At 61.0% G+C, this 12,431-nt stretch carries 14 protein-coding genes; 1 reads left to right on the top strand and 13 read right to left on the bottom strand.

Annotated elements, in window-relative coordinates:
- Window positions 1–6: 6 nt before the first annotated feature.
- Complete coding sequence (locus tag J1G37_RS25740) at window positions 7–777, top strand: electron transfer flavoprotein subunit beta (protein ID WP_207046284.1); 771 nt, start codon at window positions 7–9, stop codon at window positions 775–777.
- A 132-nt stretch (window positions 778–909) separates the two neighbouring features.
- Here the strand turns inward: J1G37_RS25740 and J1G37_RS25735 are convergent, their stop codons facing one another.
- The 13 genes from J1G37_RS25735 to J1G37_RS25675 all read right to left on the bottom strand — a co-directional run bounded on the left by J1G37_RS25735 (window position 910) and on the right by J1G37_RS25675 (window position 11,956).
- Window positions 910–2,832, bottom strand: coding sequence for a secretin N-terminal domain-containing protein (locus J1G37_RS25735; RefSeq protein ID WP_207046282.1), 1,923 nt, complete (start codon window positions 2,830–2,832; stop codon window positions 910–912).
- Window positions 2,833–2,847: 15 nt separating this feature from the next.
- Window positions 2,848–3,333 carry a hypothetical protein gene (locus J1G37_RS25730; protein WP_207046280.1) on the bottom strand — a complete coding sequence of 162 codons (486 nt, stop codon included), beginning with the start codon at window positions 3,331–3,333 and terminating at the stop codon, window positions 2,848–2,850.
- Complete coding sequence (locus J1G37_RS25725; protein WP_207046278.1) at window positions 3,330–3,866, bottom strand: hypothetical protein; 537 nt, start codon at window positions 3,864–3,866, stop codon at window positions 3,330–3,332. The genes J1G37_RS25730 and J1G37_RS25725 overlap by 4 nt, the downstream gene beginning before the upstream one ends.
- Window positions 3,867–3,872: 6 nt before the next feature.
- Window positions 3,873–4,427, bottom strand: a complete 555-nt coding sequence (locus J1G37_RS25720) for a hypothetical protein (RefSeq protein WP_207046276.1) — start codon at window positions 4,425–4,427, stop codon at window positions 3,873–3,875.
- The gene (locus J1G37_RS25715) at window positions 4,424–5,149 is read right to left on the bottom strand and encodes a hypothetical protein (RefSeq protein ID WP_207046274.1); all 726 of its coding nucleotides are present in this window, start codon (window positions 5,147–5,149) and stop codon (window positions 4,424–4,426) included. The genes J1G37_RS25720 and J1G37_RS25715 overlap by 4 nt, the downstream gene beginning before the upstream one ends.
- Window positions 5,130–6,767: a GspE/PulE family protein gene (locus tag J1G37_RS25710; protein ID WP_207046272.1), complete on the bottom strand. Its 1,638-nt coding sequence runs from the start codon at window positions 6,765–6,767 to the stop codon at window positions 5,130–5,132. The genes J1G37_RS25715 and J1G37_RS25710 overlap by 20 nt, the downstream gene beginning before the upstream one ends.
- Before the next feature lie 8 nt (window positions 6,768–6,775).
- Window positions 6,776–7,960 carry a type II secretion system F family protein gene (locus J1G37_RS25705; protein WP_207046270.1) on the bottom strand — a complete coding sequence of 395 codons (1,185 nt, stop codon included), beginning with the start codon at window positions 7,958–7,960 and terminating at the stop codon, window positions 6,776–6,778.
- Window positions 7,957–8,421, bottom strand: a complete 465-nt coding sequence (locus J1G37_RS25700; RefSeq protein ID WP_207046268.1) for a transglycosylase SLT domain-containing protein — start codon at window positions 8,419–8,421, stop codon at window positions 7,957–7,959. Before J1G37_RS25700 ends, J1G37_RS25705 begins: the two co-directional genes overlap by 4 nt.
- A gap of 1 nt (window position 8,422) precedes the next feature.
- Window positions 8,423–8,854 carry a type II secretion system major pseudopilin GspG gene (gene gspG / locus J1G37_RS25695; protein ID WP_207046266.1) on the bottom strand — a complete coding sequence of 144 codons (432 nt, stop codon included), beginning with the start codon at window positions 8,852–8,854 and terminating at the stop codon, window positions 8,423–8,425.
- Window positions 8,855–9,082: 228 nt separating this feature from the next.
- Window positions 9,083–10,540, bottom strand: a complete 1,458-nt coding sequence (gene gbpA / locus J1G37_RS25690) for an N-acetylglucosamine-binding protein GbpA (protein ID WP_207046264.1) — start codon at window positions 10,538–10,540, stop codon at window positions 9,083–9,085.
- 64 nt (window positions 10,541–10,604) lie between these two features.
- The gene (locus J1G37_RS25685) at window positions 10,605–11,120 is read right to left on the bottom strand and encodes a type II secretion system protein (RefSeq protein WP_207046262.1); all 516 of its coding nucleotides are present in this window, start codon (window positions 11,118–11,120) and stop codon (window positions 10,605–10,607) included.
- Complete coding sequence (locus tag J1G37_RS25680) at window positions 11,107–11,487, bottom strand: prepilin-type N-terminal cleavage/methylation domain-containing protein (RefSeq protein WP_207046260.1); 381 nt, start codon at window positions 11,485–11,487, stop codon at window positions 11,107–11,109. The genes J1G37_RS25685 and J1G37_RS25680 overlap by 14 nt, the downstream gene beginning before the upstream one ends.
- Complete coding sequence (locus J1G37_RS25675) at window positions 11,462–11,956, bottom strand: type II secretion system protein (RefSeq protein WP_207046258.1); 495 nt, start codon at window positions 11,954–11,956, stop codon at window positions 11,462–11,464. The genes J1G37_RS25680 and J1G37_RS25675 overlap by 26 nt, the downstream gene beginning before the upstream one ends.
- Window positions 11,957–12,431: the final 475 nt, after the last annotated feature.

Genomic DNA, 12,431 nt, shown 5'->3' with positions numbered 1-12,431 from the left:
TTGGCCATGACCACGAATGTAATCAGTCTGGTGTCCATCGGCGCCCACCCGACTTCCGGGCGCCCGCGCCGTGCCGAGCAAGACGCACGCGCGGTCGAGCTGGGTTTGCAGATGGCTGGGGATAAGTTGCAGGTGCTGCACGCCGGCAATATCAACGAGCCGACCCTGCGCAGTTACCTGGGCATGGGCCTGCCGCAGTTGCATGTGCTGGAACAACCGGCCGGCAGCGATGCGTTACCGGTGCTCAGCGACTATCTGAGCGATGCCGGTGCCCATGTGGTGCTTGCCGGCAGCCAGGCGGAAACCGGCGAAGGCTCGGGCATGTTGCCGTTTTTGCTCGCGGAACAATTGGGCTGGCCGTTGATTGTCGGGCTGGCGCAGGTGGAGTCCATCGACGGCGGTGTGGCGCATGTGCTGCAAGCGTTGCCGCGCGGTCAGCGGCGGCGGTTGAAGGTGCGCTTGCCGTTCCTCGCAACGGTGGATAACGCCGCACCGAAGCCTCGGCAGAGCGCGTATGGTCCGGCGCAACGCGGTGAACTGGCGGCCCATGAGGTCGAGGTTGAAGAGGATGATTTGTTCACCGACGCCGTGCTGCAACCGGCTAAGCCTAGGCCCAAGCGCTTGAAGGTGATCAAGGCCAAGAGCGGTGCGGACCGGATGAAGGCGGCGACGGCCAAGGCCAGCGGTGGTGGCGGGCAAGTGCTCAAGGGCGTGAGTCCGGAAGAGGGCGCCCAGGCGATTCTCAAGTTGTTGGTGGAAGAAGGCGTCGTGCGCTAACCTCAAAACACCACAAAATCCTGTGGGAGCTGGCTTGTGTGGGAGCTGGCTTGCCTGCGATAGCATCGCCTCGGTCTGGCTGATAGACCGAGGTGCCTGCATCGCAGGCAAGCCAGCTCCCACAGTTGATCTTCATTGTGCCTGAGGCTCCGGTATTGGCTTGGGCACCAGGTCCGGCAACGGCGGCGGCAACGGCTCCCAAGGGCCCGTTGTGTTCATCGGCGGTGGCATCGGCGGCGTCGGATCGCCCCCCGTCGGCTTGAGCAGCATCTTCTCGGTGGTATCGCGCAAGATCATCCCCTCCGTCGAACTGCGCGCCTCGGTGCCGCTGTGAAAGGTGCTGATCTGCGAGATCGGCAAATCCAGGTTGCGTTCGATCCGGGGCGTCAGCAGCAGGATGATCTCGGTTTTCTGCTGGGTGCTTTGATTGGTGCCAAACAGTTTTTTGCCGATCCACGGAATCTGGCTCAACCACGGCAACCCCGACCCTTCGTCAACGTCCGCCGTGCGGATCAGCCCCGAGACGATCTGGGTTTCATTGTTGCGCGCAGTGAGCAGCGTCTTGGTGGAGCGTGAGCCCAGCTCAAACGTGGCAGGTACGTTTTCCGAGCCGGGGATGCGCTTGGTGATATGGCTCATTTCCACATTCAGCTCCAGGTTCACCTCATCGCTCAGGCTGATATTGGGCTTGACCGTGATTTGTAGCCCCACGTCCTGGTAAGACACGGACGAGGTGGTGATCTGATTGGCCGTGGTGGTGGTCCCCACCGGGATCTTGTCGCCGATATTCACCGCCGCTTCCTCGCGATTGCGTACCCGCACCCGTGGGTTGGCCAGGGTCACGGTGTTACCACTGCGTTGCAGCATATTGATGCGTGCCGAGGTGCTGCCCGAGTCCAGCAGGATGTTGTCGCCATTGATGCCGCGCAATGCGCTGAGGGGAATACCTGCGAGCCCGGCAGGTACATTGGCCAGGTTGCCCACCGAGACGCCAACGCTTTCCGGGTACTTGATGCCCAGGTTCAACTCGTCCGCCAGGCTGACCTCCAGCACTTGGATATCGATGGTCACTTCCGACTGCGCAATATCAATGGCCTCGACCATTTTCTCCACCGCGCTCAACGTATCCAGGCCATCGCGCACGATCACCGCATTCAGACGCTCGTCCACCAGCACTTCCTTGGGTTTGAGCACCTGCTTGATCTCGGCGGCGACGATCTTGGCGTCGCCGTGGCTGAGGTAAAACGTGCGCACCGCCAACTCGCGGTATTCGCGTTCTTTGTCGGGGCGGCGGGGGTAGATCAGGAGGGTGTTGCGGTTGAGGATTTTCTTGTCCAACCCTTGGGTCGTCAGTAGCAAGTTGAGCGCGTCTTCGGCAGTCGTGCGGCTGGCCGTCATGCTCGCCGAGGCGCTGGGGTTGACGTCTTTGTCGATGACAAAGTTGACCCCCGACAGACGCGCGATGGTTTCGAAAATCGTGCTCAGGCTCTGGGAACTGAACTCCAGGCTCAGGGGTTTGCGCATGGCGTCTGAGAGGTCTGCACTGAGGTAGTCGGCGCTGACCAGTTCGCGGGTCAGGGCGTTGCGAAAGTCCAGGGCTTCTCGGTAGTTGGGCTTTTGCGCGATGATCTGGCGCACCAGGTTAAGCGCCTCAACTGGATTGGCGCGTTTCATTTCATAGGCCCGCGCCAGTTGTGGGCGCAGTTGCTTCATGGCCTGGATGCTTTGGATTTCCTGGCGTGCGCCGAGGTTGCTGGGGTCGTACTTGAGGATGGTGTCCAGGGCCCGGATGGCCGCTGCGTCGTCGCCACGCATCAGTGCGGTGCTGGCCTCGCGGCTGTATTGGGCAACCAGCAGCTCCAGCTTGCCGAATTGCGCGGTGCGCAGTTGCACATCATCAGGGGCTTCCTTGACTTCGGCTTGCAGCACTTCGACTGACTTGACGATGTCACCTTGTTGGCGCAATTCGTCGCTGTGCTTGATCGCCCGTTCGGTCTCGCAGCCGGTGAGCAGCATCAGCGCCAGGCTCAGGGGAATCGACGTACGCATCAACATGATCTTGCCCCTTCGTCAGTGAGTATCCAGGCGCAGGGTACTGACGTGCTTGAGCGGCAGGTAGGTCAGCACCACGGCGGTGTCGGTGAGTTTGTCCAGCCGATAGTGCGCGTCGAGCATCTTGCCGGGCACGATGCGCCCGGGCACCGAGCACCGGTTGCACAGGGTGTACTGGGTGCCGTTGCCGTGCAGCACGACGATTTTTGCCTGGTTTTCGTAACGCCATTGCGCGGCGACGGTGAAGGGCAATGGCGGTGGTTTGGGCGGTGAGTTGTCCACCGGTGTCGGCGGCGGCAGTGGCACCCAGGTTTGGGCCGGGAACAGGTCGATCACGGGGCTCGCCGCTGGTTCGGGCGTTGGGTCCGGCGCAGCCTCGAAGGGCTTGGCAGCCTGCGCCACAGGCGCGTTGACCAGGCTTTGCGGCGGGTCTTGCCAGAACAGCCAGCCGCAGCCGATCAAGGTCAGCAGCAACAGCACGCGCAAATACAGCGGCAACTTCATTCGACCACCCCCAGGACGCTGACTTTGAGGCTGATGGTCAGCAAGCCGCTGAGGATCTCCTTGCGTTCCAGGGTCACGCTTTCGATGCGCACTGCCGGTTGCTGCGCCACGTCGGTCAAGGCTTCGCGCAACATAACGTAAGGGCCGCTGAGGGGGATCTCGACGTCCAGGCGTTGCATCCCGGTGTCGCCTGGCGCGGAGTAGGCCAGGGTGGTTTGTTCAATGATGAAACCGCGCTGGGTGAGGGTGCCCAGCAACGTTTCCAGGCGCGGGGCGAAGTCATGGGCGCTGGGCATTTTCTCCACCACCGCAGGCTCCGTGACTTGCACATCTTGCGGCTGTTCGGCGATACCGGCCTCCAGTTCCTGGCGGCGCTGCTGGTCGGCGATGCCCGCCGGGTGAATCACCGCCACTTCGATCAACAGCGTTGCCGCCATCAACCCCAGCGCCAACATGCCCCAGAAGCCCAGGCTCTGTTGCCAGTGCATCAGCTGCCAGCGCAGGCGTGGCAGGTGGCGAGTGAGGCTGTCCATGGGCAGTTACCCCGCGCCAACGATGAGTTTGACTTGCACTGGGTGTTGCGGGTCGTTGGGCTTGCGCGCGCTTTGTTGCAGGCTCACGCGCACGCCCGGCTGGGCCTTGAGCCGCTCGACAAAACGGAACGCTTCGGCCAATGCCTGGGCTTCCAGATCCAGGTGCAGCAATTGGTTCTGGGTGTTGACCTCGACCCGCGTCAGGGCGATGTCCTTGGACCAGGCCCGGGCCACGGCGTCGATCAGTGCGAAGGGCGTCTGCGACTGTTTGGAGAACGCCGCCACTTGTTGTTTTTGCTGGGGTGACAGGCGAATGGCGGCTTGGATCAACTGCTCCTGGCGACGTGTCAATTGGATGAACTGCTGTTCCAAGTCATCGGTGCGCAGTTGCTGTTGCTCCATGCGCTGCCAGTGCTGCCAGGTGTTGAACAGCAGCGCCAGCGCCAGCAGCCACAGCACCGCCAGCAGCGGTCGGTGGGCGGCGTTGGGGTGTTGGAAGTCCACCCCGGGCGCAGGGGGCGCGCGCAACTGTTGCCTGAGGGCCGCGAGCCTGGCGTTCATGCCGGCGCTTCCTCCAGCCAGGGATGCAGCGGCCCCAGCCATGGCGCGACGGGGCGGTTGGCGACGATCAGCGTGGCCAGCGCTGAACGTTGCGTGAGCAGTTCGGCGGTGAACAGGTTGTCGCTCAACTCGCTGTCGGGCCGGGTGGGCAATACGCACACCTGGGACGGCGCGCCCTGTTGTCGGTACAGGCAACTGAGGCCGCTGGCTTCGGGCACCGCGAGCACGCAATCTTCGGGCAGGTAGCGCCAGTAGCGTTGGGCCACGGCCGTGAGCAGTGGCGTGCAGGTCAGCAAGGGCAAGCGGGCCAGCTTGAACAGGTCGCGCAGGTCTTGCAGCAACTCCCGTGGGATCGCCACCGCGAGGCGGTCATGGCCGAACGCACTGCTGGCGACCTGTACCTGCCACTGGCTGGTGTCGATACTGGCCTGTTGGGCGAACGCGGCTTCGGCGAAGCCTTGCCAGTCGGCCTGCCGGTACAGGCCGGTTTGCCATGGCAGCATCAGGTAATGCACATGGGGAAACCCCAGCAACACGTTGGCCCGGTCCAGGAATCGCACGCGGCCCCGGGGCGCTTGCTCCAACAGGGCGGCGCAGGCGGCCAACGGCTCGCCGGCCTGTTCCACGCGCCACACGGTTGCACCCCGCCAGCGCGGGCACGCGGCCCACGTGGCGCCGCTGCTGTTAAGCCACACGACGTGCTCAATAAAGGGAAATGACACGGTGGATCTCCTTGAGCGTGGTATCGCCCTGGGCCGCATGGGCCAGGGCGATATCGCGGATGAACACGTGGCCGGCTTCGCGCGCCAGCTCGCGCAAGGTGGCGGCCGAACTGCGGTCGAGCAGCCCTTGTTTGATGCTGTCGGTCATGCCGAGGACTTCTGCCAGGGCGATCCGCCCGCGATAGCCGGTGTGGCGGCAGGCCTCGCAGCCTTTGCCGATGCGGTAGTGGCCTTGCTTGAGCTGGGCACTGGTCAAGTGGGCGAGCCGAGCGATTTCTGCGTCGGGTTTGGTACTGACCCCACAGTCCGCGCAGATGCGTCGCACCAGGCGTTGGGCAACCACACCGTTGAGGGCTTCCACCACGCTGTGGGCATCGACGTCCATGTAGCTGAAGCGCTCAAGGACGCTGAAGGCGCCGTTGGCGTGCAACGAGGTCAGCACGCGGTGCCCGGTCAGGGCGGCTTGCACGGCGATACCGGCGGTTTCGCCATCACGGATTTCCCCCACCAGAATCGTGTCGGGATCGTGGCGCAGGATCGAGCGCAGGCCACGGGCGAACGTCAGGCCCTTCTTGTCGTTGACCGGGATCTGCGTCACACCGGCCAAGTGATACTCCACCGGGTCCTCGATGGTGATGATTTTCTGCTCGCCCGTGTTGATCTCCGTGAGTGCGGCATACAGGGTGGTGGACTTGCCACTGCCAGTGGGCCCGGTGACGATCAACATGCCGTAGGGCTGGCTGGCCAACTCACGAATACGCGCAATGGTATCGGTGGCCAGGCCGAGGCTTTCCAGGCTCAGGGACTCGCCACGCTGCGACTTGTCGAGGATGCGCAGCACCGCGTCTTCACCGTGGATGCTGGGCATGATCGACACGCGGAAATCCACCTCGCGGCCCTGGATTTTCATTTTGAAACGCCCGTCCTGAGGCACCCGGCGTTCGCCGATATCCAGCTCCGACAGCACTTTGATCCGCGACAGCGCCTGTTCGGCCATGTCCAGGCCGCTGGCTTTGCCCATCTTTTGCAACACGCCGTCGATGCGGTACTTGATCTCCAGGCCTTCGGGGTTGGTTTCCACATGGATATCGCTGGCGCGGCTTTGCAAGGCGTCGAACAACATCGAGTTGACCAGGCGCACCACCGGGTTGTCATCGCGGGCGAGGCTGCTCAGTGAGATCTCTTCGGCGGCCTGGCCGACGCGGACGTTTTCGTCGCCTTCGCCGAAGGGTTGCATCACGCGCTGGCTGGCTTCGGCCAGTTTCAGTTGGGCCTTGACCGCACCGGGCAGGCTCATGGCCAGGGGCAGTTGGCGCAGGCTGGGGGTGGACTGGAGCCAGTGCCGGTTGGCCAGGGTAAACGGCTCGCCCAGCGCCAGGCAGGTTTGGCCTTGGTAGTCCAGGGGGAGCACGTTGTGGACCAGCGACTGAGGCAGCGACAACACGTCGAAACGCCAATGGTGTTCCAGCTGACCGGGCTCGATGGCGATCAAGCCCAGTGGCGCGGCAATGCTGCTCAATTGATCGGGCGACTCATGCAGCACTTCCACCAAGTAGTTGGCCACTGACATCGAGCGCTGTTCCGCTAGCGCTTGCCACTCCCGCGTCTGCTCGCTCATGGCATTACTTACCCCTGTATGGAACCTGCCAGTTCAAAAATCGGCATGTACAACATGAATACGATCAGGCCGATCAGCCCGCCCACCACCAGCATCAGCAAGGGTTCGAAGACCTTGCTGAACAGCTCGATGGCGCGCTCTAGCGCTTCGTCGTGAAACTGCGCAATGCGCTCGCACATGGCCGCCAATTCACCGCTTTGCTCGCCCACCCGCAGCAGGCGTTCGGCGACGGCGGTGGTCAGTTGATGGCGCGCCAGGGACGTGGACAACGGCTGGCCGGCCTGGATATCGGTCATGGCGTGGCGCAGGTCGCCTTGGCGTTCCATGGGCAACAGCGCGCCGGACATCTGCACTGCCGTGACCACCGGCATCCCGCCCATCAGCAACATGCCGGCGGTGCGATAAAAGCGCGCGAGGATAAACAGCGTGCGCTGAGCGCCGAGGCTGGGGATTTTCCAGAACAGGTTGGCGACCCGCTGCTTGAATGCCGCGCTGCGAAACAGCAGTACCAGTGCGACAATCGCCAGTACCACGCCAACCAGCAACTCGGTGCCACGGGTGTCTACCAGCGCGCCCCACCCCACCATAAAGCGCGCGGTGGCGGGCAGGTCGGCGACGGCGTCAAACACCGAGGCGAAGCGCGGGATCACGAAAAACAGCAGGAACAGCAGGATCAGTGCGCCGACGCTGAGCACCACCAACGGGTACATCAATGCGCCGCTGACGCGTTTTTTTACCGTCTCCAAATGCGCTTCAAAGTGGTGATAGCGACGCAGAGCCACGGCCAACTGGCCGCTGTGCTCGGAAGACGCCACGGTGGCGATCAACAACTCGGGGAAGGTCTGCGGCTTGAGTTGCATCGCCTTGGACAGTGAGTTGCCCTCGTACATCGACGCAAGCAAATCACTCATGACCTGGCGGTTGATGCCGGCTGGCGCCTTGTCGCGCAGGGTCTCCACGGCTTCCACCAGCACCAGGCCAGCGTCGAGCAACACCACCAGTTCCTGGATAAACAGGCCGAGGGCAAATTTGGCGCGACGGCTGGGCAGCCTGAGCTGGCGCCGCGCCTTGAGCGAGATGACCTGGGCGCCGTCGGCTTGCAGCTGTTGGCGCGCCTGGGCTACGTCGAGGGCTTGCAGGCGCAGGGTCTGCAAATGGCCGTCGCGGATGATGCGGGCGTCGATGTCGATCATGGCGTTTGCCTGGCCAGTTGTTGGCGTTGTTGCACCAGTTCGTCGTAGTAGCGCCATACCGCCAAGGCATAGCGCGTGCGGCGCTCATCCCGGCCAGGTTTGGCTCCGGCGTTATAGGCGCCGACCGCCTGCCAACCGTAGCCTTTCTGTTGAATGAATCCGGCCAAAATCCACGCGCCGACCATCACACTGGTGCACGGCTGGGTGATCAGGTGTTGCTCGGTGATGCCGACCTGCGCGAGCGCGGGCAAGTGGCGGCTGTTGATCTGCATCAGGCCGATATCTTGGCTGCCGTCGTCGTTGATATTGCGCGCGCGGGGGTTGAGGTTGGATTCGACCTTGGCGATGGCGTACAGCAACAGCGGGTCGACGTGATAACGGGTTGCCGCCAACTGCCAACAGTTGGCCTGGGCGGTGCCGGTGAGGCACAACAGGGTCAGGGCCATCCGCAGCGTGTGCATGTCACAGGCCGTAGACGATGTCGGCGTAGGTGTTTACACCACCGGCTTTGCCATCACGGCCCAATGAGATGATTTCTGCATCATTGGGCGGTGTGCCGGGGTTCTTGTAGAGATACGGGTTGCCCCAGGGGTCGGGCGGCAAGGTCTTCAAATACGGGCCCTGCCAGTTGTTGGCGTTGGCAGGTCGGGTGGTGAGCGCGTTCAGGCCGAGGGTTTCGTCGGGGTAGTTGCCGTTGTCCAGGCGGTACTGGTTCAAGGCGTCGGCGAGGGACTTCATCTGGCCTTGGGCGGTTTGCACTTTGGCCAGTTCCAGGCGATCGAACATCTTCGGGCCGACGTAGCCGGCGAGGAGGGCGATGATCAGCAGGACGACCAGCAGCTCCAGCAGGGTGAAGCCGCGTTGGGGGCTGTGGATAAGCGTGCGTGTGCGCATGGAAATACCCTGTTGGGAGGCCAAGGTATGGCGGTTGTGTGTAACTCTCCCGGCCCGCTGTTTCGACGGGCACCGCCGGTAGAACTGCGTTGGATCACGTACTTCTTCAACTCTAGCGCTGCTCGATATAAGGCGCCGTGAGGCGCCCTATAACGTTTGGCTCTTGGGTATAGCGTTGTATCGAATATTTAAGTCAAGCAGCGCCGTAAGGTAAGCGCAGCGCTTGGCTTACTTCCTGATCCATGCATCTTGCCAATGGGAGCCTGTGCCGGGCTCATATGAGGTTGCGGTGGGTGCCCACTGAGTGCAGTAACCCGAGTAGGGGAACGGTTTGCACTCATAGACGTTGCCGTCCGTAGCCAGAACGCGTGTCCCTGCCTGGTACGACTTCAGTTGGTCTGGGAATTTATAGTCATAGGTCGGCGCACCGCCCGTACCGGTGACATTGGCACTCTGCTCGTCTTGGCGAGAGGTCCTGCCATCCTCCGTGGTGCCGGTCATGACCAACTTATGCGGGCCTGGATTGGTAGTTATATCCAATTCCAACCATGAGCTACCACTAGGGACTTTAGTTGTAATGGTGCCGACGGAATTGTTGCTCGCGTCATACAGCGTCAGTTGGACGGCCATGGGGTGGGTGGTAAGTACTGGAATGCGCATTTTTGCTTTGCCAGCCGTCAACGGGGTATCCGCTGGCATTGCGGAGATAGCCATGCGTACGCTTGGATCATCTTGAATTTTTACTTGAATTTCAAAATGCGTAACGGCGCTCGCTGGTTTTGCATATATCTCATTCGGCCCGCGCACGGGTGTAATGACATCGTTAGCATCGCGAATGCCCGCCGCAACCAGGGTTTGCGTGTTATTGATCTTTTGGGCAAGCACGTAAGGCCACTCTGTCTGCTGGCCTTCGGCCTGGCTGGCAATGGTGATTTCGGTGCTGTAGTTAAAAGCTTCACCGTTACTGTTGAATGCACGAGCTTTGACGGTGTCACCGGGCAGTAGGGAGACAGATGGCCTGATACTACCTACGTTTTTCCAACCACTTGGCGATCCCGGCTGGGTGTTGATATCGACGTCGACGGGGTCATGAAACGCCATTTTCGTGTCGCGAACTCCCCAAATTCCCAAAATCACGTGGTGCCCCTTCTTTCCCGGTGGAATCACACACGCATGCTTGGTGTCGGGTATTGGCATGACACCGGAGCCTGGGAATTGGCAGAACGGCGTACTTTCAAACGATGCGCGTGTCAGGGGCTTGTTGTGATCCCAGCCGTCTTTTGTGATGAAGTATTGGTGAAAGTCCACCGGGTGCGGCGCCAGGTATTTCCAGACAAAAACAATGTTTGGATCGGTTATTTCTGTCTTATGCCAGCGTGTTTCTGTTTGGGCATCCAAGGCCGAAAAAAGACTGTTGCCACCGCTGGCTATCTGGCCGTCCTTTGGCCCTTGGCCGGCTGACCCTCCAGAACCTGCAGGAAAGCCTTGGAACGTTTCACCGGTACTTTGCGGCTCATACTGCGCGCCGCCGCAGTTAGTGTTGACGCCGGTTTGGCACAGACGCGCACGTGAAGACAAATCGCCGTCCAAGTACCCGTGTGCAAGCGCGTGCTGTGTCGATAATAGAAGCATCGCCGGCAGCACCAGCTTGATTAAGTTCTTCGTTAATCGCTGTGAGTTTTTCATGCTCTAGTCCACCTTCAATTCAGATAAACAAGTTCCGAACTGCTGGAACGATCAGTGTGCTAATTCAATTGCCATCATGGGTCAGCTGATCTCCCATGGGAGTGGTGCGGGTTGCAGGATTACTCTGCACAGAGCCATACAGAAACACCCACCCTTGATAACTACCTTGCCCTGTAAAACGTTGATTGGCGGCTATGAAGTTGCCCTGTTTAAACGGCGTGCCCTTGGCCTGGCTGAACACGCCCATGATGGTTTCACCCGGCCCTTCAATCACGCCCCACTCTGCGCTGCCGGTCAGCGGGTCGTCGTAGACCCGGCGCAGGTAGCGTTTGACGGTGGGCTGGCGACGGTCGAGCACCAGGTCTTCAAGGGACTTGGGAAAACTGTTGCCCTCCCGGTAATACAACCCAATCGCCCGGCGGATCTCATTGCCCCGCGCCAGCAATTCCAACTCGCGCTCGCGCTGCAACACGCTGGACCACAGCGTGCCCACTTCCATCAGCATCACGGCGACCACGGCCACCGTCACCAACATGCCCATGAACACCGAGCCGTGTTGGTGCTGTTTACCAGTCGGCATAGGCCGTCCCGTCCTTGGCCGTGCCGGGCGCGCCGCTGCGCACGTCGCCCAGGCCTTGTTCGTCCGAGGGTTGCAGTTGCCAGGTGTCGCGGCTGCCGGTCACCGGGTCTTTGGGCACCTCGCGCAGGTAGCGTTTATCCACCAGGGCTTGCAGGGATTCGGGGTTGGCGCCGTGGTCTTCGCGGTATTGGTCCAGGGCCTGGCGGATGGACGACAGGTTGTGGCGCAGCACGGTTTCCTGGGCCTTGGCGTGCTGGCGGAAATATTGGGGTGTGACCAGGGTCATGAGGGTGGCGATGATGGCCATGACCACCAGCAACTCGATCAGGGTAAAGCCCCGCTCACCACTGGCTGTATAACGTTCCATTCAAGCTCTCCCGGGGGCTGCGGGATGAAACGTCGAAGACATCTTCTCCTTCTTGTGGGTTGTCGGCGGTGCTTTTGTAGCTGCGCAGTTGCCAGGTTTTTTCAGGCGCAAGTTCGGGGCACTCGCACACAGGGTCGCGCGGAATGCGACGCAGGAAATAGAGTTTGTTGCCTTGTAGGTTGGTTTTGTCTGTGACGCCTTCGACCAGTGCTTGCAGGGTCGGTGGATAACCACTGGCACTGACGCTCTTTTCAATGCGCCCGTCGTCGCTGGCTTCTTTGTAGGAATCGATGGCGCGACGGATCTCCCGCAACGAGCGTTGCAAGTCCAGTTCGCGGTCGCGTTTACCCATCAGTGCCGTCAGCGGATAAGCCACTGTCGCGAGCGTGGCCAGCAGGGCCAGCGTCAGTAGCAATTCAATCAGCGTAAAACCTGTGGCGCAGTGATGGCTGGTTTTACCCTGCCGCATCACCGTTGTGTCTCCTGTAATCCCGCCAAGGACTTCCGCGTTAACCCAGGCTTGTGAAATGAACTGCAAAGGGAAGTGTAGATGCCGTATGTTTTTTGTACAGTTGCTGCGGTTACCCACAATCGCTGTGTGCGTGGCTGTGGATAAGGTGTTCGTGGCTGTCCACAGGCCACGTGAATCAACGGTTACAGGCGCTTGTACGAAAAATGACCAGGCTAAGTGACGGTTTTTAGGGAAGTTTTCGTGTGGATAACGACGTCGAGCGATCAGGACTTGCCCCCAAAGTCTGTTGGCGCTTCTGTGGATAAGATGTTTGCTATCGTCTACAGGCCTTATGGATAAAGGCTTTCATCAACATGATTAAAAAGTGATCAATTTTCCTGTAAATGCGAACGAAAGCTCTGAAAGCCTTGGTTTGTGAAGCTTTGGAGTGGTTTTCCACAGCGCAGCCAAAGTTACACCCAAAGTCTGTTGG

It is taken from the genome of Pseudomonas sp. Marseille-Q1929 (assembly GCF_017316265.1).
Lineage (GTDB): Bacteria > Pseudomonadota > Gammaproteobacteria > Pseudomonadales > Pseudomonadaceae > Aquipseudomonas.
The sequence above is the reverse complement of the archived record's forward strand: the minus strand, read 5'-3'. Positions and strand labels throughout refer to the sequence as shown.